Source organism: Paracoccus methylarcula (assembly GCF_003007735.2).
Taxonomy (GTDB): domain Bacteria; phylum Pseudomonadota; class Alphaproteobacteria; order Rhodobacterales; family Rhodobacteraceae; genus Paracoccus; species Paracoccus methylarcula.
On record NZ_PXNQ02000003.1, the window covers coordinates 90,181 to 114,201 of the forward strand.

22 protein-coding genes and 3 pseudogenes are annotated in these 24,021 nt (G+C 65.3%); 18 read left to right on the forward strand and 7 right to left on the reverse strand.

Going from position 1 to position 24,021, the window contains the following annotated elements; genetic code table 11:
• The first annotated feature begins 34 nt into the window (after nucleotides 1–34).
• From dprA to topA, 3 genes are all read left to right on the forward strand, one after another.
• Complete coding sequence (dprA, locus tag A7A09_RS05910; RefSeq protein ID WP_106690528.1) at nucleotides 35–1,216, forward strand: DNA-processing protein DprA; 1,182 nt, start codon at nucleotides 35–37, stop codon at nucleotides 1,214–1,216.
• Nucleotides 1,217–1,384: 168 nt separating this feature from the next.
• Entirely contained in the window at nucleotides 1,385–1,774 is a 390-nt protein-coding gene (locus A7A09_RS05915; RefSeq protein ID WP_366465527.1) for a VOC family protein, read from the forward strand.
• 85 nt (nucleotides 1,775–1,859) lie between these two features.
• A complete protein-coding gene (topA, locus tag A7A09_RS21360; protein WP_436277784.1) occupies nucleotides 1,860–4,649 on the forward strand; it encodes a type I DNA topoisomerase in 2,790 nt (929 codons plus the stop codon).
• 3 nt (nucleotides 4,650–4,652) lie between these two features.
• Here topA and A7A09_RS05940 read toward each other — a convergent pair whose 3' ends face one another.
• From A7A09_RS05940 to A7A09_RS05965, 6 genes are all read right to left on the reverse strand, one after another.
• A complete protein-coding gene (locus A7A09_RS05940; protein ID WP_436277785.1) occupies nucleotides 4,653–5,783 on the reverse strand; it encodes a site-specific DNA-methyltransferase in 1,131 nt (376 codons plus the stop codon).
• A gap of 90 nt (nucleotides 5,784–5,873) precedes the next feature.
• Nucleotides 5,874–6,506, reverse strand: a complete 633-nt coding sequence (gene rnhB / locus A7A09_RS05945; RefSeq protein WP_106690530.1) for a ribonuclease HII — start codon at nucleotides 6,504–6,506, stop codon at nucleotides 5,874–5,876.
• Complete coding sequence (locus A7A09_RS05950; protein WP_106690531.1) at nucleotides 6,503–6,982, reverse strand: ureidoglycolate lyase; 480 nt, start codon at nucleotides 6,980–6,982, stop codon at nucleotides 6,503–6,505. The genes rnhB and A7A09_RS05950 overlap by 4 nt, the downstream gene beginning before the upstream one ends.
• Nucleotides 6,983–7,008: 26 nt before the next feature.
• Complete coding sequence (locus A7A09_RS05955; RefSeq protein WP_106690532.1) at nucleotides 7,009–8,757, reverse strand: glycosyl transferase family 90; 1,749 nt, start codon at nucleotides 8,755–8,757, stop codon at nucleotides 7,009–7,011.
• Entirely contained in the window at nucleotides 8,741–9,949 is a 1,209-nt protein-coding gene (locus A7A09_RS05960; protein WP_106690765.1) for an MFS transporter, read from the reverse strand. The genes A7A09_RS05955 and A7A09_RS05960 overlap by 17 nt, the downstream gene beginning before the upstream one ends.
• Nucleotides 9,950–10,051: 102 nt before the next feature.
• The gene (locus tag A7A09_RS05965; RefSeq protein WP_106690533.1) at nucleotides 10,052–11,368 is read right to left on the reverse strand and encodes a TRAP transporter large permease; all 1,317 of its coding nucleotides are present in this window, start codon (nucleotides 11,366–11,368) and stop codon (nucleotides 10,052–10,054) included.
• A gap of 137 nt (nucleotides 11,369–11,505) precedes the next feature.
• Here A7A09_RS05965 and A7A09_RS05970 point away from each other — a divergent pair, with 137 nt between their 5' ends.
• Both A7A09_RS05970 and A7A09_RS05980 read left to right on the forward strand, forming a co-directional pair.
• On the forward strand, nucleotides 11,506–12,780 hold the full coding sequence (locus tag A7A09_RS05970) for a L,D-transpeptidase family protein (RefSeq protein ID WP_106690534.1): 1,275 nt from the start codon (nucleotides 11,506–11,508) through the stop codon (nucleotides 12,778–12,780).
• A gap of 228 nt (nucleotides 12,781–13,008) precedes the next feature.
• Nucleotides 13,009–13,833: an extensin-like domain-containing protein gene (locus A7A09_RS05980; protein ID WP_106690536.1), complete on the forward strand. Its 825-nt coding sequence runs from the start codon at nucleotides 13,009–13,011 to the stop codon at nucleotides 13,831–13,833.
• Nucleotides 13,834–13,870: 37 nt separating this feature from the next.
• Here the strand turns inward: A7A09_RS05980 and A7A09_RS05985 are convergent.
• A pseudogene (locus A7A09_RS05985) lies at nucleotides 13,871–15,171 on the reverse strand (FliI/YscN family ATPase).
• A gap of 95 nt (nucleotides 15,172–15,266) precedes the next feature.
• Here A7A09_RS05985 and A7A09_RS05990 point away from each other — a divergent pair.
• The 13 genes and pseudogenes from A7A09_RS05990 (at nucleotide 15,267) to A7A09_RS06050 (ending at nucleotide 23,928) form a co-directional block, all read left to right on the forward strand.
• Entirely contained in the window at nucleotides 15,267–15,656 is a 390-nt protein-coding gene (locus A7A09_RS05990; protein WP_106690537.1) for a FlgB family protein, read from the forward strand.
• An 11-nt stretch (nucleotides 15,657–15,667) separates the two neighbouring features.
• Nucleotides 15,668–16,059: pseudogene (gene flgC, locus A7A09_RS05995) on the forward strand (flagellar basal body rod protein FlgC).
• Between the two features lie 11 nt (nucleotides 16,060–16,070).
• A complete protein-coding gene (gene fliE, locus A7A09_RS06000; RefSeq protein WP_106690766.1) occupies nucleotides 16,071–16,361 on the forward strand; it encodes a flagellar hook-basal body complex protein FliE in 291 nt (96 codons plus the stop codon).
• Between the two features lie 9 nt (nucleotides 16,362–16,370).
• Entirely contained in the window at nucleotides 16,371–16,637 is a 267-nt protein-coding gene (locus A7A09_RS06005) for a flagellar biosynthetic protein FliQ (RefSeq protein ID WP_106690538.1), read from the forward strand.
• A gap of 4 nt (nucleotides 16,638–16,641) precedes the next feature.
• Nucleotides 16,642–17,357 (forward strand): annotated as a pseudogene (locus A7A09_RS06010) (flagellar hook-basal body complex protein).
• An 11-nt stretch (nucleotides 17,358–17,368) separates the two neighbouring features.
• Nucleotides 17,369–18,154: a flagellar basal-body rod protein FlgG gene (gene flgG / locus A7A09_RS06015; RefSeq protein ID WP_106690539.1), complete on the forward strand. Its 786-nt coding sequence runs from the start codon at nucleotides 17,369–17,371 to the stop codon at nucleotides 18,152–18,154.
• Nucleotides 18,154–18,570, forward strand: coding sequence for a flagellar basal body P-ring formation chaperone FlgA (flgA, locus tag A7A09_RS06020; protein ID WP_106690540.1), 417 nt, complete (start codon nucleotides 18,154–18,156; stop codon nucleotides 18,568–18,570). Before flgG ends, flgA begins: the two co-directional genes overlap by 1 nt.
• Before the next feature lie 41 nt (nucleotides 18,571–18,611).
• On the forward strand, nucleotides 18,612–19,337 hold the full coding sequence (gene flgH, locus A7A09_RS06025) for a flagellar basal body L-ring protein FlgH (protein WP_106690541.1): 726 nt from the start codon (nucleotides 18,612–18,614) through the stop codon (nucleotides 19,335–19,337).
• A 9-nt stretch (nucleotides 19,338–19,346) separates the two neighbouring features.
• A complete protein-coding gene (locus A7A09_RS06030) occupies nucleotides 19,347–19,931 on the forward strand; it encodes a hypothetical protein (RefSeq protein ID WP_245999168.1) in 585 nt (194 codons plus the stop codon).
• A 247-nt stretch (nucleotides 19,932–20,178) separates the two neighbouring features.
• A complete protein-coding gene (gene osmF, locus A7A09_RS06035; RefSeq protein WP_106690542.1) occupies nucleotides 20,179–21,090 on the forward strand; it encodes a glycine betaine ABC transporter substrate-binding protein OsmF in 912 nt (303 codons plus the stop codon).
• An 11-nt stretch (nucleotides 21,091–21,101) separates the two neighbouring features.
• The gene (locus tag A7A09_RS06040; RefSeq protein WP_106690543.1) at nucleotides 21,102–22,265 is read left to right on the forward strand and encodes an ABC transporter permease; all 1,164 of its coding nucleotides are present in this window, start codon (nucleotides 21,102–21,104) and stop codon (nucleotides 22,263–22,265) included.
• Nucleotides 22,262–23,197 carry an ABC transporter ATP-binding protein gene (locus A7A09_RS06045; RefSeq protein ID WP_106690544.1) on the forward strand — a complete coding sequence of 312 codons (936 nt, stop codon included), beginning with the start codon at nucleotides 22,262–22,264 and terminating at the stop codon, nucleotides 23,195–23,197. The genes A7A09_RS06040 and A7A09_RS06045 overlap by 4 nt, the downstream gene beginning before the upstream one ends.
• Nucleotides 23,194–23,928, forward strand: a complete 735-nt coding sequence (locus A7A09_RS06050) for an ABC transporter permease (RefSeq protein ID WP_106690545.1) — start codon at nucleotides 23,194–23,196, stop codon at nucleotides 23,926–23,928. The genes A7A09_RS06045 and A7A09_RS06050 overlap by 4 nt, the downstream gene beginning before the upstream one ends.
• Nucleotides 23,929–24,021: the final 93 nt, after the last annotated feature.

A 24,021-nucleotide genomic window follows, 5' to 3' on the forward strand; every position in this document is an offset into this window, starting at 1 on the left:
TTATGCCTGTCTCAGGATGAGGCAGAGGAAGGCTATGGATACCGGGTTCGTTTCTTTCGACTTCCCCTCCCCCCGAAGCACCGGAGAAAACGACGATCTCGCCTATCTCCGTCTCATCCGCTCCCACCGGGTCGGACCGGCGACCTTCCATCGCCTGCTGGCCGAACATGGCAGTGCCAGCGCCGCGTTGGACGCCTTGCCCGAGATCGCGGCAGCGGCGGGAGTCCGCGATTACCTTCCCTGCCCCGAAGCCGTGGCGGCAAGCGAATTGCAGGCCGGGCACAAGGCCCGCGCCCGGCTGATCCGTCATGACTCGCCGCTCTATCCGCAGGTTTTGCGGCAGATCGACGGTGCCCCGGCGGTATTGTGGCTGCGCGGCGATCCCTTCTGGCTGGCGCATGATCCCGTCGCGGTGATCGGCGCGCGCAACGCTTCGTCACTGGGGCTGCGCATGGCGCGCGGCATGGCTGCGGGTCTGGGCAAGGCGGGACATGCCGTCGTTGCCGGGCTGGCGCGCGGGATCGATACCGCCGCCCATGGCGCGGCCTTGCAGACCGGGACCGTCGCTGTGCTGGCGGGTGGAATCGATGCGATCTATCCGGCCGAAAACGCTTCGCTGGCAGCCGAGATCGCCGAGAAAGGCGCCCTGATTTCCGAGCAACCTCCGGGGATGAAACCCGCGGCCCGGCATTTCCCGGCCCGCAATCGAATCATTTCCGGACTGTCGCAGGCGGTCGTGGTGATCGAGGCGGCGTGCAGGTCAGGCTCGCTGATCACGGCAAAATTCGCGCTGGACCAGGGCCGCGAGGTGATGGCGATACCCGGTCATCCGATGGATGCCCGCGCGGCGGGTTGCAATCAGCTGATCCGCGACGGCGCGCAACTGGTCCGCAGTGCCGCCGACGTGTCCGAGGCGATATCGGCGCATGATCGCCCCCGGCCCGAACCCGCTCCGACAGGAGACATTCCCCCTTCGCATGAGGAAATCGCTGCCATGGAAGCCTCGCGGCGGCCCCCCGCAAAGGCGCGGGACCACGGCGGTCCCGCCTCGCTCGAAGAACGCATTCTCGCGCGGCTGACGCCCAGCCCGATCGAGGAGAACGACCTGATCCGCGATCTCGGCCTCCCCGCCTCCACCGTCAACGCGGCGATCCAGGCGCTGGAATTGCAAGGCAGCCTGACACGGCTGACCGGCGGGCGTATCGCGCGGCTCTGAGACAGGAGTTGACCGGCGGGGCAGGATCGGGGATTGCTGTGACGGCATTTCGGCAATTCGTCGAACCACAGGGATGCCTTGAACCTTGCCCGGGCGCATATCCGGGCGCGAAAACGGTATCACCTTCGCTGGAAAAATGCCTGAACCGTATCCAACGGAGCCGAGATTTTGGCAATCATCAAGGTAACCGCGCTCGATCATCTGGTCCTGACCGTCGCCGACCCTGCGCGCACGGCCGAATTCTATGAAAACCTTCTGGGCATGGAGTTGCGCAGCTTTGGCGAAAATCGCCAGGCCCTGCATTTCGGCCAGCAGAAGATCAACCTGCATCGCGCCGGTCACGAATTCGAACCCAAGGCACGGGTGCCCCTGCCCGGCTCGGCGGATCTGTGTTTCCTGGTCGAGGGAACGGCCCGCGACAGCGCCGCCCGGCTGGCCGAAGCCGGTATCGCCGTCGAAGACGGCCCGGTCCCGCGAACCGGTGCGACTGGGCCTGTCATGTCGCTCTATCTGCGCGATCCGGATGGCAACCTGGTCGAACTGGCGCATCGCTCCTGAAATCCGGCCGCTGACCGCCAGCCGTTGACAGTGCCGCTCCGGCCACCCATGTTGCCGCCCCATTGAAGCTCGTTCCGAGGTCCCCATGCCCGTTGTCGTCGTCGAATCCCCGGCCAAGGCCAAAACCATCGAGAAATATCTCGGCGGTGACTATCGCGTGCTGGCCAGTTTCGGCCATGTCCGCGACCTGCCGCCCAAGGATGGCAGCGTCGATCCCGAGCAGGATTTCGCGATGAAATGGGAGGTGGCCTCCGACAGCAAGAAGCATCTCAAGGCGATCAGGGACGCGCTCAAGGAAGACGACAGCCTGATCCTCGCCACCGACCCCGACCGCGAGGGAGAGGCGATCAGCTGGCACCTGCTCGAAGCACTGCAAACCTCGTTGAAGGGCGGCAAGGATGTCAGCCGCGTCACCTTCAACGCCATCACCAAATCCGCCGTCACCGAGGCGATGAAACAGCCGCGCCAGATCGATCAGGCATTGGTCGATGCCTATCTGGCGCGGCGTGCGCTGGACTACCTGGTTGGCTTCAACCTGTCGCCGGTGCTGTGGCGCAAGCTGCCCGGCGCCAAATCGGCGGGCCGGGTGCAATCGGTCTGCCTGCGCCTGATCGTCGATCGCGAGATGGAGATCGAGGCGTTCAGGGCGCGCGAATACTGGTCCGTCCATGCCCGGCTGGCGACACCCGCCGGGGCGGAATACGATGCGCAACTGATTTCGCTGGCCGGATCCAGGCTGGAACGTTTCGACCTGGCCGATGCCGAAAAGGCCGCCATGGCCGTCAGCGCCGTCGCCTCGCGCGATCTCGGCGTGACCGGGGTTACTGCCAAGCCCGCCAGCCGCAACCCATGGCCGCCCTTCATGACCTCGACCCTGCAGCAGGAGGCCAGCCGCAAGCTGGGTCTTGGGGCAAAGGCCTGCATGTCGGCGGCGCAGCGGCTGTATGAGGCCGGTCTGATCACCTATATGCGGACCGATGGCATCGACATGGCCCCCGAGGCGGTGATGGCCGCCCGCGATGCGATCAAGGCCAAGTTCGGCGAGAAATACCTGCCGAAATCGCCGCGCATGTACAAGAACAAGGCCAAGAATGCGCAGGAGGCCCATGAATGCATCCGGCCGACCGACATGATGCTGTCGCCGGACAAGCTGAAGGTCTCGGCGGAGGATCAGCGCAAGCTTTACGACCTGATCTGGAAACGCACCATCGCCAGCCAGATGGAAGCCGCGCGGATGGAGCGCACCACGGTCGAGATCGCCAGCCCCGACGGTCAGGTCGGGCTGCGCGCCAATGGCCAGGTGATGCTCTTCGACGGTTTCCTGAAGGTCTATGACCAGGGCCGCGACGATGACGAGGGCGAGGACAGCGCCCGCCTGCCCGCCATTTCCGAGGGCGAGGCGGCGAAGCTGGTCGCCAAGGCATTCGAGCCGGAATTCGCCAAGGCGAAGGAAAAGACCGACCCCGCCCCCGAGGCGCCTGCAGGTCAGCGCGCCGCGCCCGGCCTGCTGACGGATGAGGCGACCTCGACCGCCGCGCGCCAGCATTTCACCCAGCCCCCGCCCCGCTATACCGAGGCGACGCTGGTCAAGCGGATGGAGGAACTGGGCATCGGCCGGCCTTCGACCTATGCCAGCATCGTCACCACGATCCAGGACCGCGAATATGTTCGCAAGGACAAGAACCGCCTGATCCCCGAGGACAAGGGCCGGCTGGTCACGACGTTCCTGGTCAAGTATTTCCCGCGCTATGTCAGCTTTGACTTCACCGCCGACATGGAGAACGAGCTGGACGAGATCAGCGCCGGCGACCGGATGTGGCGCGACGTGCTGTCCCGGTTCTGGAAGGATTTCACCAAGGCGCTGGAAGGCACGTCGGAATTGCGCATCAGCGAGGTGCTGGATGCCATCGACGACGCGCTGGCCCCGCATCTCTATCCACCCCGCGCCGATGGCGGCGATCCGCGCGAATGCCCGCTTTGCGGCGCAGGCCGGCTGAACCTGAAGACCGCGCGCTCGGGCGGGGCTTTCATCGGTTGCTCGAACTATCCCGAATGCCGCTATACCCGCCCGCTCTCGGCCCCCAATGGTGAAGAGCCGGTTGGCGACCGGGTGCTTGGCCATGACGATGGCGACGAGATCAGCCTGAAAACCGGCCGTTTCGGCCCCTATGTCCAGCGCGGCGAGGCAACCGAGGAGGTGCCGAAACCGCCCCGCGCCTCTATCCCCAAGGGCTGGGATCCGGCGGCGATGGATCTGGAAAAGGCGCTGCGGCTTCTGTCCCTGCCCCGCCCCGTCGGCCCGCATCCCGATGATGGCGAGTTGATCGAGGCCGGCATCGGGCGTTATGGCCCCTATGTCAAACATGGCCGCAAATACGCCAATCTGCCCGAGCTGGACGAGGTCTTCACCATCGGCATGAATCGCGCGGTCGAGGTCCTGGCGGCCAAACAGACACGCGGGCGCGTGGCCGCCGCGCCGCTGAAAGAGCTTGGCGATCATCCGGATGGCGGGGCCATCCAGGTGATGAATGGCCGCTATGGGCCCTATGTCAAATGGGAAAAGATCAACGCCACCCTGCCCCGCGACCTCTCGCCCGAGGATATCACCAAGGAGCAGGCGCTGGAACTGATCGCCGCCAAGGCGCGAAATCGCCCAAGAAGGGCGCGAAGAAAACCGCCGCCAAAACGACCAAGGCGGCGACCAAGAAACCGGCGGCCAAGAAACCGGCGGCAAAAAAGACCGCCAGCAAGAAGGCGGCCGGATAGGCCCGGATTGCCCGGGCAGGCAACGAAAAGGCCCCGCCATTCAGACATGGCGGGGCAAGGCGGCTCCAGCCGCGCGAATGGCGGCGGAACTGCGGCGAAACTGTGGTGAAACTCAGTTGGGGCGGGAAACCTCGCCCTCCATCTCGGCGCGGATCTGCTGACGCAGGATGTCGATCGGGATCATCTTGCCTTCGCGCCGGAAATGCCAATAGGTCCAGCCATTGCAGGAGGGCGCGCCTTCCAGCGCCGCGCCGACCTGGTGGATCGAGCCCTTGACGTCATTGCCGATCAGGCTGCCATCGGCGCGGACCTTGGCCTTGTGGCGGTTGCCGATCGAGAAAAGCTCTTCGCCCGGGCGCAGCATGCCGCGTTCGATCACCTGCCCGAAAGGCACGCGCGGCTCGGCCCGCTTGGCCTTGGTGGTGGCCAGCGCCTCGGCGTCGAAGCGGCGGATACGGGAGAGGCGCTTTTCGGCGACCTCGCGATAGGCCGCCTCGCGCTCGATGCCGATGAAATCGCGGCCCAGCATCTTGGCCACCGCGCCGGTCGTGCCGGTGCCGAAGAACGGGTCCAGCACAACGTCGCCGGGATTGGTCGAGCCGACCAGGACCCGGTGCAGCAATGCCTCGGGCTTCTGGGTCGGGTGGGCCTTGTCGCCATTGCCGTCCTTCAGCCGCTCTCCGCCATTGCAGATCGGGATCACCCAATCCGAGCGCATCTGAACGCCTTCGTTCAGCGATTTCAGCGCCTCGTAGTTGAACGTATATTTCGAGGCATCGGATTTGGTGGCCCAGATCATCGTCTCATGCGCATTGGTCAGGCGCTTGCCGCGGAAATTCGGCATCGGGTTGGACTTGCGCCAGATCACGTCATTCATGATCCAGAAACCCTGGTTCTGTAGCTCGGCGCCGACGCGGAAGATATTGTGATAACTGCCGATCACCCAGATCGCCCCATCGGGCTTCAGCAACCGGCGGGCGGCGGCCAGCCAGTCGCGGGTGAACTTGTCATAGGCGGCAAAGCCCGAGAACTGGTCCCATTCGTCATCGACGGCATCGACCTTGGAATTGTCGGGACGCAGAAGATCGCCGCGAAGCTGCAAATTGTAGGGCGGATCGGCAAAGATCAGATCCACGCTGCCTTCGGGCAGCGAATTCATGATCTCTATGCAGTCACCCGCCAGAATCTGGTTCAGCGGAAGGGGCCGCGCGGCAGCCGCGCGTTGTTCTTTGATCTTCATCATATCTCGAGCCTCTGGGTTGCCGGTTTTGCCCGGTCTGGTATGGACTCTAAGATGATTCAGACGCGATTCGGCGTCAATTTCTTTTTTGAATCAATTGCTTGCGGTTTTATCTTTACACAAGATATTGTGGACGGGCTTGAAGGAACGTCTATGATGAGGGGTCACCCCAAGATCTAGGAGCGCCCGTTTATGGGCCGGGGTCGGATAGCCGGCATTCACGTCCCAGCCATAGCCCGGATGCTGTTGCGCCAAATCCACCATGATGCGATCGCGCAACAGTTTGGCCACGATCGAGGCGGCTGCAATCGTCAGGCAACGGGTATCGCCCTTGACCACGGCCTCGGCGGAAAGGTCCAGGTCGCGGGGGATGCGGTTGCCATCGACCAGGACGTGATCGGGCCGGTTACGCAGCCCCGCCACGGCCCGGCACATCGCCAGATGGGAGGCGTGATAGATGTTCAGCCGGTCGATCTCTTCGACGCTGACATGGGCCACCGACCAGTCACAATGGGCCATGACCCATTCGGCAAGCGTTTCGCGCCGCGCCGGGGTCAGTTTCTTGGAATCGTTCAGCCCGTCGGGGATGTTGTCCGGTTCCAGCACGACCGCCGCCGCCGTGACCGGACCGGCCAGCGGACCGCGCCCAACCTCGTCGACGCCCGCGACATGGCGGGCGCCGCGCACCAGGGCAGCCTGTTCAAAGCTGAAATCCGGCAGGTTCATGCGGTGATGGTAACGGCGGGGATGCGGACCTCTTCAAGGTTCACACCATCGCCTTCGCGGTCCACGACCAGGAATTCAGCCGCACGGTCCAGCGGGGTCAGCACACCGTGCCAGACCCCCGCCCGCAGGTTGACGCCCATACCGGCGGGCACCAGGAAGGCAAGTGGCGCGCCGGGGCGGCCACCCTCGTCGGGTGCGACGACCGATAGCCAGCCATCCGGTCCAAGCGGCATGAATGCCTGTGAACCCAAAGGATGACGCTCCAGCATCGCACAGTCATAGGGCAGGCTGACCGGCTCGGAGCGGAAGATCGAGATGATCGCCTCGCCGCCGCCCCGCTCGACAGTGGCAAGCGCGTGATGCCGTTCGCAGCGCCCCTCGTTGATCAGCTTGTCGGGACTCGTTTTCGGGGTCAGCAATTCACCGAAAGGGGCAAAGGCCTCGGCGGTGATCGGCTCGGCTTTGATCGTGGTCATGTAACGGTTCCTCCTCCGGGCAGGGTTTATCCTGCCGAAGCCAGCCCGTCGAGGATGCGTCCCTTGATCGCGCGCATCAGGACCGGGTCCGACAACAACGCGACCTCTGCCCGGGCGGCACGAGACATCTCTTTGCATTCATTGGGGTTTTCGCGCGCCCATGCGAGTTTCTCGGCGATGTCGTCGCAATATCTCTGAACCGGTATATAGTGTTTCCACGGTTTGAAGCGACCGGAATAATAGACTTCCCAGCCATCCTCTTCCTTCAGCAATACCGACCGGCTGTTGATCATCGGGATGAAATTGGAGCCGTGGTCATAGCCTGTCATGCAAAGCTGGTAGCGGAAGCGATGGAAGAAGGCCGGCCCCTCATGGCGGGCGCAATAGGGCGCGATCTGCGGATCGCGCGCGAATTGCCGGAAGCCCCATGCCATCGCGATGCCGATATCGAAATCGGGATGGCCGAACCAGCGGCGGATGAACGCCATGCGGGATGTGCGGCACAGCCCCTGCCATGCCTCTTCCCGGGCCTCCGGGTCCTCCCCCGCCTCGGCGAGCTTGCGCAGGAACCACAGCGATGAAGGGCCGGGCTTGATGCCCTTGCGGCGCTCGTTGCCCGAGATCATGCCGCGCCAGACAAGCCGGTCCTCCTTGTCCTCGAACGGGATATTGTCGGGGCTGGGGGTCTCGTAGCCCCGGAATCCCGGGCCCATCTGTTCGGGCAGCGGCCAGAGAACGATATTCCGGGCGCCTTCCCGGCGGTTATGGCACAGGACCGGCTTGCCGAGCGGGTTGCGGTGCGGCGCTCCGATCCAGCGCGCATCCTCCATGTCGATATTCACCGGATCGCGCCGCCCGAGACGAAGAATATCGTTGATGACCCCTTCAGAGCGGCGTTCCTTGAAGCTCAGGCCGGGGCGGGCGATCGCGATCTCGCCGGGATGCCCGGGCTGCGGCCCGATGGCGAATGGATGCGGCTTGCCGAAACGATTGAAGACCTGTGCCCCGCCATCCCATTCACCGTAGAGCGGGGAAACTCCGTTCAACTCCTCCGTTCCCGGCTGGCAGCGCCCGCGCAGGCAGAACTCCGCCACGTCCTCGACAAAAGCCTCGGCCTGTTGCCGGGGCGTTTCCGGTGCCGGGTCGAGCATGCGCAGCAGCATCCGCTCCAGACCGGGACCATGCGGATAGTGCCAGCCGGGGCGCCTGGTGGCCCGTGGCATCGGCAGGATTTCAGCCAGGCGCTGGCGCAGATCTTCAAGCGTCTCGGTTTCGGTATCGACACGGATCAGCGCGGGATCGTCGCCGAAACAGGTTTCCACCGCATCGAGATGGGCTTGCCAGTCGCGCGCCCAGAGGTCGGGCAGTTCGCCCTCTTCGACCTGCCAATGCGCCGCATATGCCTTTGCCGCCGCACCATTCGCGGCAGTCATCCGGTCCAGCAGCCACGAATCCGGGTCCCGCACCGTCAGGATGAACCGCGCATCGGGGAATTGGCGGCGCAGGAAGTCAAGGCTGCGCCAGGCTTCCAGCGGCGGCCTCCACCATGGTTGCAGGCGATGAAGCCCGGTGAACAACCGCGCCCTCGGCCAGTCCCGCAGCGGAACCCGTCCCTTCGCCTGCGCCCAGGCAATATCCTCGGCCAGTGCCCCCCTGTCGTCGCAAACCGCCTCATGGCCGTTGAGGGAGAACAGCCGCGCCAGCGCCCGCCGCCGCATTGGTCGGGGCTGATATGGAAGAACACCGGTCGTTTCGGCATCAGCGCGCCAGTTCATCCTGCCTTGGCAGCAGGATGGTCAATACGCCCAGCACCGGCAGCGCCGAGCAAAGCAGGAAAACCAGCTCGATTCCCTTCGCATCGGCCAGGACTCCGAGCGCTGCGGCCGCAATACCGGCTATGCCGAAGGAAAAGCCAAAGAACAGCCCGGCCACCATGCCGGTCCGGCCCGGAACGAGTTCCTGCGCGAAGACGACGATGGCCGGAAAGGCCGAGGCGAGGATCAGCCCGATCACCAGCGACAGGATGCCCGTCGGGATCAGTCCCACATGCGGCAGGGCCAGGGTGAAGGGCAGCACCCCGAGGATCGAGAACCAGATGACCTTCAGCGGGCCGACCCGGTCTCCGACAATGCCGCCCAGCATCACACCGGCAGCCATGCCCAGCAGGAACAGGAACAGCATGAGTTGCGCCCCCTGCGGTCCGAGACCGAATTTCTCGATGGTGAAGAAGGTGAAATAGCTGGTCATCGCGGCGCCGTAGATATTCTTGGTGAAGGTCAGCACCGCCAGCACGATGATCGCCCGTATCACCACATTGCGCGGCAGGCGCAGCGTCGTGTCCGGCTGCATGGTCGAGGCACGCCTGCGCCCCTCGGCCCAATGGCCGACCTGATGGAGCAGCGCGACACCCAGGGCGGCGGCGACCGCGAACCACGCCACGGCGGGCCTGCCCAGGGGAACGACGATGAAGGCCGCCAGGAGCGGGCCGAGCGACTGGCCGAAATTGCCGCCAAGCTGGAACAGGGATTGCGCGGTGCCGAACCTGCCACCCGATGCCAGCCGCGCCACCCGCGAGCTTTCGGGATGAAACACCGCCGAGCCGATCCCGATCAGCATCGCACCGGTCAGCAGCACCCAATACTGATGCGCGAAGGCCAAGAGCAGCACCCCGCAGAAGGTCGAAGCCATGCCCAGGGAGAGCGACCGTGGTTGCGGATGCCGGTCCGTCACCATCCCGACCGCAGGTTGCAAGAGCGAGGCGGTGACCTGGAATGCCAGCGACAGGATCCCGATCTGGGTATAGGACAGCGAGAATTCCGTGCGCAGCAGCGGATAGATCGCCGCCAGCATCGACTGCATCACGTCATTGACCATGTGACACAGGCTGATCGCCAGCAGGACGCTCCATGCGGTTCCGGCTCCGGCCAGGCGGCCAGGACCAGAGGGTTCGGTGCTTTGCACACTCATCGCGATTCCCCGACCATAGATCGCTTCGGCTTTACCAGCCGCCTGCAAAAGATGAAATACGGCGCCACCGCCATTCATGCGCTGGAAACCGCCAAAGCGGATCTAGAGCGTCATCGAGGCGGGCAGCAGGGTCGAAAGGACGGGAAACAGGATCAGCACCACCAGCACCAGCATATCGACCAGGAGAAAGCGCGCCACCCCGGCGAAGATCCGGTCAACGGCGATATCCCGGGTCACGCTGCCGATGACGAAGACATTCAACCCGACCGGCGGGGTGATCAGGGCGATTTCCAGCAATTTGACAAGGATGACGCCGAACCAGATCGGATCCATCCCGTAGACCTGCATCAGCGGTACCATCACCGGCATGGCCAGGACAAGGATCCCCAGGGGCTCGATGAACATGCCCAGCACCAGGCAGGCAGCCGCCGCCAGGGCAACGACCGTCAGCGCCGGCAAACCACCGAAACGTGCCCATTCCGCAAGCACCATCCCGGCGCCGCTCTGCTGCACAAGGCCCAGGAACAGCGTCGCGGTCACCACGATCAGCAGCAGCGAGGCGCCCTGCACGGCACTGTCGCGAAAGACGATCCACAGCATCGCTGCCGACAGGCGGTGATGCAGCACGCCGATCGCCAATGCGATGCCCACGCAGACCGCCGCGGCGGTCAAGGGCGACAGCAGCCCGGAATACAATCCGCCGATGATGATCGCCAGCAGGACCAGCGGCGGCCAGAGCGCCAGCGTCGCCTCGGCCCGGCTCGCCCCGGCGGGGCCGGGATCCGGGGCGATGCCGGGCTCTTCGCGGATCCACCAGAGGATCACGGCGAGCATCCCCGCCAGCGACAGCAGCCCCGGCAGGAGTCCGGCGATGAACAGCCTGGCGATCGGCTGACCGCTCAGCAAACCGTAGAGGATGAACAGCACCGAGGGCGGGATCAGCGATCCCAGGGTGCCGCCGACCGCAACCGAGGATGTCGCGAGCCTGGGGTCATATCCGTGCCGCAGCATCTCGGGCACGCATATCCGGCCCATGGTCGAGGCGCAGCCCACCGACGAGCCGGATATCGCCGCGAAACCGCCGCAGCCCAGCACCGAGGCCATTGCCAAGCCCCCCGGCACGGCCCGCAACCAGACCTGCGCGGCATCGTAGATCCGTGTCGAGATCCCTGCATAGAAGGCGATATTTCCCAGGGTCACGAACAGCATCACCATCGCCACGACATCAGCTTGCAACACATCCGACAGCATGGGCGGGATCGTAGCAAAGGTCTGGGTCATGCCGGCATCCGACAGCACCGCTGACAGCGCGAAACCGGCGATCGCGATTCCGCCCGTCGCCAGGGCGACCGGAATTCGCAGCGCCAGCAACGCCAACAGCGCGATGATCCCGGTGAAGCCAAGCATGGCTGGGCTCATTTCAGTTTGTCCCTCCTCGACAATGCTGCCCGGCATAGCAGCGGTTCCCCGGGGCGGCAACGCGCGACTGACCGAAATTTGAATCCCTGCCCATCTGGTCTTCACCCGCCGGAAAGTGGAAACTGCACGGAATATTGATGGAGAGATTTATGCCCTTTCGCCCCTATCGGACCTCTTTGGCACTGATCCTGGCCATGTTCGCCGCGGCTCCGGCGCTTGGACAGGGCGGCAAATCCGGGTTCACGGCCGCCGATATCGAAGCCGCGAGCTATCAGGGTGGCGACCTGCCCGCCGGGCAATCTCCGCTGACCGCCAAGGTGCAAGTCCTTCTGGATCGATCCGGGACCTCTCCGGGGGTGATCGACGGATACAAGGGAGGAATGAGCGAAAGCGCCCTCAGGGCGTTCGAGCGCCGCGCCGGTCTGCCCATCGATGGCCGGATGGACCCGCAGGTCTGGCAATTGCTTCTGCCTTACGCGGCCCGCCCGCAGACAATGGATTACACGATCACCGAAGAGGATGCGCAGGGATTGGTCGAATCCATCCCGAGCGATTATGCCGAAAAGGCCCAGATGTCCGCGATGGCCTATACCAGTGTGGCAGAGAAGCTGGGCGAACGGTTCCACATGGACGAGAAATTCATCGCCTTTCTCAATCCCGGCACCGCCCTGGTGCCCGGCGCGACGATCAAGGTCGTCTCTCCTGCCAAGCCGATCAAGACCAAGGTCACCCGGATCATCGTCGACAAGGCGAATCGCCGCGTGGCGGCCTATGATGCCGATGGCGAGATGATCGTCGATTACCCGGCCACCGTCGGATCGGACGCGACGCCCTCGCCTTCAGGGGATCACATCGTGGTCACGGTCGCGCTCAATCCGAATTACACCTATAACCCCGCGAAGAATTTCAAGCAGGGCGACAATGACAAGCCGCTGATCGTTCCTCCGGGGCCGAACGGGCCGGTTGGCAATGTCTGGATCGACCTGACGAAACCCACCTATGGCATCCACGGCACCCCGACCCCGTCCCGCCTGTTCCGCAACCAGTCGAATGGCTGCGTGCGGCTGACCAACTGGGACGCCCGCGAACTGGCGGGAATGGTGGTTCCCGGCAAGACCAGGGTCGAGTTCCTGGAACCCGGCGTCACCATCGCCGATGTCACCGGAGGGACGCCCGCGCCCGCCGAGGGGGTGATCCCCGCGGCGGCGGTCGCGACGGCAACGACGGCGGCCAGCACCGCAGTGACAAGACCAGCCACGGCGGCCAGGCCAACCGTGTCGGCGCGCGCGCCCTTGCCGCGTCCGGCATGGCTTGGCCGGTCAGCGGCGACCACGGGCGCGGCGATGACGACGGAAACAGCGACGACAGACACGGCAACGGTGCAGGGCAACCAGCTCCGGGATATCCGCTGAGACCGGACAGGCCGCAGCGCCTTTGCCGCCGGTTGGACAGCCTCAGCCGGCAGGTGCTTCGGCTCCGGTTACAGGCACGGGGCCGGTCTACGAGAACACCAGCGAGGAAGCGGCGGACAGCCTTGCACCGGCGACGAACCAGAACCCCATTGACGACCTGCTGAGCAAAGCGCTCTCCAACGCGATCCCTGAATCCGATGTCGTCCCGCCTGCCCCGGTTCAGCCGCAGTGAGGCGTTTCTGGCCGATCCTTGCCTGCCTTGCGCTCGGCCCGGTATCGGGAGTGCCCGCACAGGAAGCGCCCCCCGCGCCTATCCGGCATGACGCCCCGATCAGCAGCGATACGCGCCCTCCCACCCGGCCGGAAAGCGACGCACCGACGCCGCCCGGCAAACCGGACGAGGCGCCGGAGCCCGCCGAGCCCCGCGCCCCGGCGCAGCCGGTTGAAGAGGCCGGGCCTCCCGCATGGAAGGATTTGCGGGAAAACGACCGGGAATATGCCGCCTGCCGCCTGGCGCTGTCGCTGCTGGGCAGCGTTTACGAGGAAATTCAGCCGGTTACCGATGCGGATGATCCGGATTGCGGTATCGCGAGACCGTTGCGCGTGACCGAGATCCTGCCCGGGCTGGAACTGGAAGGCGGGGCAGAGATGCGTTGCGACACGGCCCGCGCCCTTGGTTTCTGGGCTCGCGATTTCCTGCGCCCCGCGGCGGCGACCCTGCCGGATTCGCCCCGCCTGACCGGCTTGCGGTTGGGATCGACCTATAGCTGCCGCGCACGGGCCGGAACGGGGAAAAAGCGCCCGAAACTCTCTGAACATGCGCTTGGCAATGCGGTCGATATCGCCGCCTTCCTTTTCGACGGCGCCGAACCGCTGCCGGTTCAGCCGCGCGAGGATAGCGGCGACCGGTTCGAGGCCTTCCAGCGCAGCGCGAGGGCGACGGCCTGCCTTTACTTCACGACGGTTCTGGGGCCGGGATCGAACGAGGCCCATGACGATCATCTGCATCTGGACGTGAAGAGCCGCAAGAATGGCTGGCGCCTGTGCCAGTAACGCCTGATCTGGTCAGGCAGCCCACGAACTGAGATGGCTATCGCAGCGCCTCGCCCAGTGCCGCGAAGCTGTCGGGAACTGAGGCGCTCGGCCTGGTGATGAAGGCGTCGAGATGGGGAAACAGCCGCACCGCCTCGTCAAGCCGCGCATCCGATCCCGGCGCATAAAGACCGGCCCGGATCATCAGCTCCGATTCCGCATATGCCCCAAGCGCCGTGCGGGCCTTGGCAATCATGGCGTTTTCCGGCTCGCTGGCGGCCCCGGGCAGTGAACGCGACACCGAACGAACCACGTCCACGGCAGGAAACCGCCCGCGCTCGGCAATGGTCCGGTCAAGGATCACATGTCCGTCCAGGGTTCCGCGCAGGATGTCGGCGACCGGCTCCTCCATATCCGATCCGGCGACCAGCACAGTGAAGATGGCGGTGATATCGCCGCTTCCTTCGATGCCCGGCCCGGCCCGCTCTGCCAGCGCCATGATCAGGTTCGACACCGATGGCGGAAAGCCGCGATAGCTGGGAGGCTCCCCCGCCGCGAAGGCGATTTCACGATGCGCCTCGGCAAAGCGGGTGATCGAATCGGCGAGCAGCAGGACATGCTTGCCCTGGTCGCGGAAATGCTCGGCCACGGCCATGGCGGCCCATGCGCAACGCCGCCGGATCAGGGGCGAGCGGTCCGACGTCGCCGTCACGACCACCGCGCGCGCCATCCCCTCGGGACCAAGCGTGCTTTCCACGAATTCGCGCAACTCGCGCCCGCGCTCGCCGATCATCGCGATCACCACGACATCGGCCTGCACCCCGCGGGCAAGCCGCGACAGCAGAACCGATTTGCCGACGCCGGAACCCGCGAACAGCCCGATCCGCTGGCCGCGCACCAGCGGCAGAAGCGTGTCGAACACCGCAAGCCCCGTCGCAGTCTTGCCCCAAGGCGCTTGCGCCGAATCGCGGGTTGGGCCTCGCGGCGGAAAGGGCGTGGTTGCCCCCCTTGCGGCAAGGCGCGGCCATCCAGCGGCTGCCCGAACGGATCGATGATCCGCCCGATCCAGCGGTCGCAGGGCGAGATGGTCGGGGCAAAGAGCAATTCGACCGGTGTTCCGATCGACAATCCCTCGGGCTCTCCCTCGGGCAGGATTTCGGCGCAGGCGTGACCAAGGCCGACGATCTCGCCGCAGATGCTGCCCGATGGAAGCGGGATCCGCACCCGGTCACCGACAGAGGCATGGTCGTTCAGGCCGGACACGCTGATCAGGCCGGCGCGAATCGACCGCACCTGTCCCAGATAGGTGACAGGCGACAGCTCTTTCATCCTGCGGGCGATCGATTCAATTTTGTCCATTTTGTTGCCCATCCGCCGTTCCGTGTTGCGCCTCGAAACGGTTTCTAAACCTCTGTGGGTTAAGACCCGGTTTATCGACACAGAGGAGAACCTCCATGTTTGAGCGCATCGAGTTGATGAACATGGCCCGCGCGATGACCGATCACGCTGTCCGTCGCAATACCGTGGTGGCCCGCAATATCGCCAATGCGGACACCCCCGGCTTCAAGACGCGCGATCTGCAATCCTTTGCGGACAGCTATCGCCGCACCGACCCGCCTCCGCTACGCACCAGCCGCAGCGGCCATGTCGCGACTCCGTTCTGGTCCGCCGCCAGTCCGCGAGAGGTCATGTCCGGGACCCGCAATTCTCCCAATGGCAACTCGGTTTCGCTGGAAGAGGAAATGCTCAAGCTGGCCGAGACGAAGCGGGAGCATGACCTGTCGCTTGGCATCTACCGCTCGGCACTGACGCTGATGCGGACCAGCATCGACCGCCGCAACTAACGGATTTCACGATGAACGAACAGGTTTCGCCCTTGCGCCTTTCGGCGTCCGGGATGCGGGCTCAGGCCGAGAGGCTGCGCCATACCGCCGAGAATATCGCCAATGCCGACACCCCCGCTATCGCCGCAAGCTTGTCACCTTCGACGAGGCGATCCGTTTCGGCCGCCCGACCGGCGAGGTCGAGGCGTCGCCGGTTCACCTGGACCAGACCGAGCTGCCGCGCATCCACGACCCGGCGCATCCGATGGCCGATGACGAGGGCTATTACCTTGGATCGAATGTCGACCTGGTGATCGAAATCGCCGATTCGCGCGAAGCGGGGCGCAGCTATGAAGCCAATCTCCGCCTTTTCGAACAAACCCGGCAGATGAGCAGCTCGCTGCTTGAACTCCTGCGCCGATGAAAGGATTTTCCATGATCTCGCCTCTCAATGCCGCCAATGCCTATTCCGCCGCCCGCCCGGCCATCGCCCCCGGCCGGGCCCCTGCAACCGATGCCGTTTCGCGCATCGGCATGGCCGCCGAGGAATTCGCCCAGCAGATGCAACAGGTCGATGCCGCCGCGGCCGGTGCAATGACGGGCAAGACCGACACGCATCACCTGGTCCAGACCATCGCGGAATCGCAGCTGGCGATGGAAACGGTCGTGGCGATCCGCAACAAGGTCGTCGAAGCCTACCAGGAAATCCTGCGCATGCCGGTCTGAGGCCCAGGGATGAGCGAAACGCTGCTTTTCGACATGATGCGGCAGGCATTGCTGATCGCGGTGCGGATATCCGCGCCGATGCTGGTGGTGGCGCTGGTCGCGGGCATGATCATCGGCCTGTTCCAGGCGCTGACATCCATCCAGGAGATGACGCTGACATTCGTGCCCAAGGTCGGCCTCATGCTGGCGGTGTTCTGGGTCAGCATGAGCTTCATGACCACCGCCCTGTCCGATTTCTATGTCGGCCAGATCATTCCCCTCATCGCCGGAGACTGACCCCATGGAAAACGCGATCTACGCCACATTGACCCGCCAATCCGGCTGATGAAGGAAATGCGGGTCGTCGCGAACAACATGGCGAATGCCAACACCACCGGCTTTCGCCGCGAAGGGGTGATCTTCGCCGAGCATCTCGCCTCGGTCGATGGCCATGGCGACACCTTGTCGATGGCCCATGCCCGCGGGCGCATGGTCGATCTGAGGCAGGGCGTGCTGACCCAGACCAACGGCAATTTCGACCTTGCCATCGAGGGCGAGGGGTTCTTCATGGTCGAGACCCCGGAAGGCAACCGGCTGACCCGTGCAGGCGCCTTCATGCCCTCGGCCGAGGGAGAGCTGATGAATGCCGAGGGCCATCGGCTTCTGGATGAGGGACAGGCCCCGATCAGCATTCCCGCCGGGGCTTCCGGGATCGCCATCGGCCCCGATGGGACGCTTTCGGCAAACGGGCTGCCCTTTGGCCGGATCGGGGTCTTTGCCGCGCCCGACCCCGCCGGGATGTTCCACAAGGGTGGCACCAGCTTTGCCACCGACAGCGACCCGGAACCTGTCGAGAATCCGCATGTCCGGCAGGGTTTTCTCGAAGAGTCCAATGTCGATCCGGTCTTCGAGATCACCCGCATGATCGAGGTCCAGCGCGCCTATGAGCTGGGCCAATCCTTCCTTGACCGCGAGGATCAGCGCATTCGCGGCGCGATCACCGCCATGACCCGCTGAGAGGACAACAGATGAGAGCCCTGCAGATCGCCGCCACCGGTATGAGCGCCCAGCAAACCCGCGTCGAGGTCATTTCCAACAACCTCGCCAACATGTCCACCACCGGCTACAACACCCGCCGCGCCGAATTCGCGGATCTGCATTACCAGCAGGCCGTCCGCCCCGGCAGCGTGACCGCCGCCGATGGCACGCTCGTGCCGGCGGGGGTGCAGCTGGGGCTCGGCGTCCGGCCAACCGCCGTCACCGTGAACCTGGCCCAGGGAAGCCTGGCCGAGACCGGCGGCGACCTGGATGTCGCGATCGAGGGCGAGGGTTATCTGGAGGTCACGCTGCCCTCGGGGCTTTCCGCCTATACCCGCGATGGCGGTCTCAAGCGCTCTCCCACCGGGCTGATCGTGACGTCCGACGGCCATCCCGTCGCACCGGAGATCACCATTCCCGAGGATGCCCGCTCGATCTCGATCAATCCCGAGGGCGAGGTCTACGCCTTTTTCAGCGACCAGTCCGAACCGGAACTGCTGGGCCAGCTCACGCTGGCGGGCTTTACCAACCAGAAGGGGCTGGAGGCGATCGGCTCGAACCTGTTCCTGGAAACCGGCGCTTCGGGACCGCCCCGCGTCGCCACTCCCGGGCTGGAGGGGCTGGGCACGCTGCTGCATGGCTACCTGGAGGAAAGCTCGGTCGATGCGGTGCGCGAGATCACCGAGCTGATCAAGGCGCAGCGGGGATACGAGCTGAACGCCAAGGTGATCACCGCCGCCGACCAGATGCTGGGCGCAACGGTGCAGGTCCGCTGATGCGCGCGCTGCCATTGGTCCTGGCGCTCATCCTTCCGCTGCCGGCGCTGGCCGGGGGTGTGATCGCCACCCGCACCCTGCCCGCCGGAACCGTGATCACCGCCGCCGATCTGCGCGCGGGCAAGGAGGGCGCGGGGGGGATCGAGGATCCGTCGCGCTTCGTCGGGCAGGAGACCCGCATCACCATCTACGAGGGGCGCCCGATCCAAGCCAGCCTGCTGCGCGCGCCAAGGCTGGTCGAGCGCAACCAGATCGTGCGGCTCCTGTTCCGGCGCGGCACCGTGAATATCGCCACCGATGCCCGTGCGCTGGATCAGGGCGGTGCGGGCGAGTTGGTCCGCGTCATGAACCTGGATTCGCGAACCACCGTCACCGCCCGCATCGCCCCCGATGGCACATTGCACGCGGCAAGATAGGGAACCGGCCCGGAAATGCCGCTCCAACTGCGAGGACAAAGATGAGATCGAAGACCCTGCTCTGCATCGCGCTGGCCCTCGCCGCCTGCAACCGGATCGAGGATTTTGGCCGGCCGCCGCAACTCACCGATCTGCGGGACACGGCGGAATTCGAGGCGATGGTCAATCCGCCCCTCGATATCCCGGTCGATTCCGGCCGACCCGAAGCCTCTGCCTCGCTATGGGCGGGCAGGCAATCCTCGCTGATCCATGATCGCCGGGCCTCGGTGCGCGGCGACATCCTGACCGTGGTAATCGAGATCGACGACCGCGCCGAGATCAGCAACAGCTCGGGCCGTTCCCGCAGCGCCTCGGAAGATCTGTCGATCCCGCAATTCGGCGGCATCCCGCAACGGCTTGCGCGCAAGCTGCCCGAGGGCGCCGGTTTCGACGATCTGGTCGAGGCGGATGCGTCCTCGAACTACAAGGGCTCGGGCAATATCTCGCGGCGTGACAAGCTGACGCTGCGCGTGGCCGCCACCGTGGTTTCCACGCTTCCCAACGGCACCCTGCAGATCGAGGGGACGCAGGAGGTGCGGGTGAACCACGAGTTGCGGGAACTGACCGTGAGCGGCTTCGTGCGCCCCGCCGATATCGGCCGCAACAACGAGATCGCCTATGACCGTATCGCCGGCGCCCGCATTTCCTATGGCGGGCGTGGACAGATCACCGATGTGCAGCAACCGCGCTACGGCCAGCAACTCGCCGATATCCTACTGCCATATTGAGGCCCTCGAATGCTGAAGAAAATCCTCGTGTTGATCGTGCCGCTCGTTGCCTTTGTCGCCGGAGCCTTCGCCGGTGCGATGCTGAAACCTGCCTCGCATGACACGCCCCCGCAACCGGCGCATGGAACCGGCCATGACGAGATGCCGGCGGCAGAGGCGCATGGCGAGACCGATCACGGCGCGGCATCGCATGATGGGGCGAGCCATGACGTGGCATCGCATGACGGTGGCCACGGCGAACATGACGGCCACGGCAAGTCCGGCAAGGGCGGTCCGGCCTGGTTCAGCTTTTCCAGCCAGTTCTTCGTGCCCCTTGTCCGCGAGGGGGATTCGGGCGGGATAATGATCCTGACATTGTCGCTGGAAACGACCGCTGCCGAGCTCGAAGAGATCTCCGGGCAGGAACACCGGCTGCGCGACATCCTGCTGCGGCGATTGCTGATCGTGGCGAATACGGGTGGTTTCGATGGCAATTTCACCACCGAGGGCCGTATACGGGGCTTGCGAAAGCAATTGCTGGAGGCGGCCCAGGCCAGCGTCGGGCCGAAGGTATCCGGCGTGCTGATCGAGGATATCGCGCGGCAATCGAACTGACCGCAGGACGGCAATGGTTTCATGGAAGGAGCCCGCGCCCGGATGACCCGGAAATCGCGGGGGCGCCCGACCTGTCCGGGAAAGATCGCAGTTAACAGGCCCGTCCGGCCTTGACACCGGCAGTTCGACGGGGTGAGCTTGGCCTGTAGGAACCGACAGGCCGGTCCACGGCTTCGAATGACGCAAGGCGGTTAGACATCTGCGCCGACCGAGGCTCGGCAAAATCCCCCCGACAGGAGCAATCAGCATGAAACCTCTGACATATTTCCTTGCCGCTGCGGCCATCGGGCTGGCGGCGGGTTCGGCTTCGGCGCAGGACATCGTGGTTTCCTCGAAGATCGATACCGAGGGCGGGCTACTGGGCAACATGATCCTGATGGCGCTGGAGGATGCCGGCCTGCCCGTGCAGGACAAGCTGCAACTGGGCGGCACGCCGATCATGCGCGACGCGATCACCTCGGGGCAGATCGACATCTATCCGGAATATACCGCCAATGGCGCCTTCTTCTTCAACGAGGCCGACAGCCCGGTCTGGAAGAACGCCGAGGAAGGCCGCGCCCGCGTGGCCGAGCTTGACAAGGAACAAAACGACATCGTCTGGCTGGATCCGGCCCCCGCAAACAACACATGGGCCATCGCCCTGCGCCAGGACGTGGCCGAGGGAAACAGCCTCGCCACCATGTCGGATTTCGGCGCATGGGTCGCGGGGGGAGGCGAGGTCAAGCTGGCCGCCTCGACCGAATTCGTCACCTCTGCCGCAGCCCTGCCCGCATTCCAGGAAACCTATGGTTTCGCGATGAAATCCGATCAGCTGGTGCAGCTTTCGGGCGGCGACACGGCGGCGACCATCGCGGCGGCGGCGCAGCAGACCTCGGGCGTCAACGCGGCGATGGTCTATGGCACCGATGGCGGCATCGCGCCCGCCGGGCTGGTGGTGATGGAGGATGACAAGGGCGTGCAGCCGGTCTACCAGCCCGCCCCCATCGTCCGGGCCGAGGTGCTGGAGGCGCATCCGAATATCGCCGAGGTGCTGAACCCGATCTTCGCCACGCTGGAACTGGATATATTGCAGGAACTGAACGGCCGCATCCAGATCGGCGGTGAGCCTGCCGCAACGGTGGCCAAGGATTACCTGACGAGTGCGGGCTTCCTCGACTGACCGCCGCCGGGATGGCTTTCCGCATCAGCCGCACCGGGTTGCTGTTCGCCCTGATCGGATTGGCCGGGCTGGTGCTGCCCTTCGTGCAGTTCAAGCCCAACCGGATCGTTCCGGGCGAGGGGCTGCGGCTGTTCGAGGCCCTGTCCCTGCCCCTCGGCTGGATTATCGGGCTGGTTCTTGGTGCGGTGCTGATCGCGGGTTGCCTTGAGCGCTGGCCCGCCAAGCTGCGTCTGACGGTGGCCCTGCTGGCGGTGATCGCGGTGACGCTGGCCTTGGGCGCGGCGGCAACCCAGCTGACACCGCCGGACAATACGCTGGCGCGGGTTTCCCCGGCCTCCGGTTTATGGCTGCTGCTGCTCGCCTTCACCCTGATGCTCGCCGATGCGCAAAGCCGCATCACGCTTGGGCTGCCGATCCGTCTCGCGATGCTGACCGGGGCGATGGTCCTGATCGCGGTGATCCTTGGGTCGGGTGCGCTGGACGGGGTATCGGTCATGCGGGAATATGCGGCCCGCAGCGATCTGTTCGCCCGGGAGGCGGTGGGGCATCTGGCCCTCGCCTTCGGCTCGCTTGGCCTTGCGCTGCTGATCGGGCTACCGCTTGGCGTGGCGATCTACGAATCCCCGGCGATGCGCCGCCCGGTTCTGGGCATCCTGAACATCCTGCAGACCATCCCCTCGCTGGCGCTGTTCGGCATCATGATCCCGATCTTCGGCTGGATCGCCGCCAATATCCCCGGGGCGGCGCAGGCAGGCGTCGCGGGGATCGGCCTGTTTCCGGCGATGGTGGCATTGTTCCTCTATTCCCTGCTGCCGGTGGTCTCGAACACGCTGACCGGGCTGACCGGCGTCAACCCGGCCACGCGGGAGGCGGCGGCGGGGCTGGGCATGACCCGCCCGCAGATACTGGTGCAGGTGCTGATCCCGCTGGCGCTGCCGGTCCTGCTGGCTGCGATCCGTATCGTGCTGGTGCAGAATATCGGCCTGGCGGTCATCGCCGGACTGATCGGCGGCGGCGGATTCGGCACTTTCGTGTTCCAGGGATTGAACCAGACCGCCATGGATCTGGTTCTGTTGGGCGCGCTGCCGACTATCGCGCTGGCTTTGGTTGCCGGCATCGCGCTGGATCTGCTGGTCGAAGCGACCGGCGGGCGCCCGAAAGGAGGGCAAGCATGATCGAGATTCAGAACCTGACCCGCATCTATGGCACCACAGCCGTGGTCAAGGATGTCAGCCTGACGGTCGAGACCGGGCAGATCGCGGCGCTGGTCGGCACCTCGGGATCGGGCAAGACCACGCTTCTGCGGATGATCAACCGGCTGGTCGAGCCAAGCGCGGGACGGGTGCTGATCGACGGCAAGGACACCGCCGAGATCGAGCCGCATCTGCTGCGCCGCCAGATCGGCTATGCCATCCAGGGGCATGGGCTGTTCCCGCATCGGACCGTGGCGCAGAACATCTCGACCGTGCCGCGCCTGCTGGGCTGGACGCAGGATCAGCACCGCGCCCGCGTGGACGAGTTGCTGGAACTGTTCCAGATGGAGCCCGCCGATTTCCGCGACCGGATGCCACACGAGCTGTCGGGTGGTCAGCAACAGCGCGTCGGCGTGGCGCGTGCCTTGGCCGCGCGCCCCGACCTGCTGTTGATGGACGAGCCTTTCGGCGCGCTCGACCCGGTGATCCGGGCCAAGGCGCAGCAGGATTTGCGCGACATCCAGCGGCAACTGGGCACGACGCTGATCATCGTGACCCATGACATGGAAGAGGCCGTGACACTGGGCGACCGGATTGCGGTGATGGACAAGGGCGAATTGCTGCAATACGGCCCGCCATCCGAGATCCTCACCACGCCTGCCACCTCTTTCGTCAGCGACCTGATCGGCACCGGCGACCGGCCCTTTCGGCTGCTGTCGCTGACCCCGGTGGCCGAGATCATCGCCGAGGGACAGGCCGAGGGCGCCGAGATCCCGCGCGAGGCCAGCCTGCGCGACGCATTGGCCGAATGCCTGTGGAGCGGGCGCGACCGGTTGCCGGTCGAGGGCGGCGGCATCGTCACGCTGGACAGCTTGCGCGCACAGGCCGCGCCCACTGCGAGGGCGGCGGAATGACCGGACGGGTGCTGATGGCGGTGGCACTGCTGTTCCTGCTGGCCTTCCTTGCCAGCCCGGAAAGTTTCGCGCCGCTTTTCGAGCCATTCACCCGCAACAATGCTCCGGCGATCTACACGCAGACCGGCCTCATGTCGCTGACCCTGTCGCATCTGGGGCTGGTCCTGCTGGCGGTGATCGCCTCGACCCTGATCGCGGTGACGCTGGCGATCCTCGTGACCCGGCCCGCGGGGCGAGAGTTCCTGCCGCTGGCGCGCACCGTGACCTCGGTCGGGCAGACATTCCCTCCGGTCGCGGTGCTGGCGCTGGCCGTGCCGGTGATGGGTTTCGGGGCGGGGCCGACGCTGGTGGCGCTGTTCCTCTATGGCCTGCTGCCGGTGTTCGAGAACGCGCTGGCCGGGCTGACCGGCCAATCCCCGCAGGTGCAAGAGGCCGCGCGCGGCATGGGCCTGACCCCGCGCCAGAGGCTGTGGCAGGTCGAATTGCCGCTGGCCCTGCCGGTGATCCTGACCGGCGTGCGGCTGACGGCGGTGATCTCGCTTGGAACCGCGACGATCGGCTCGACCGTGGCGGCGAAGACCCTGGGAGAGGTGATCATCGCGGGACTGCTATCATCCAATACCGCGTTTGTCCTGCAGGGCGGGATGGTCGTCGGCATCATCGCCGTGCTGATCTATGAGGGTTTCCAGCGGCTGGAACAATTCGCCGCCGCGCGGATAGGGCAAGGCTGATATCGCGTCTTGACCACGAGCCTCTGCCGATATTTACTTCTCCTAGATATTTAGTCAGGAAACGGTAACAGGCTGCCATTGAAACAAGCCAGC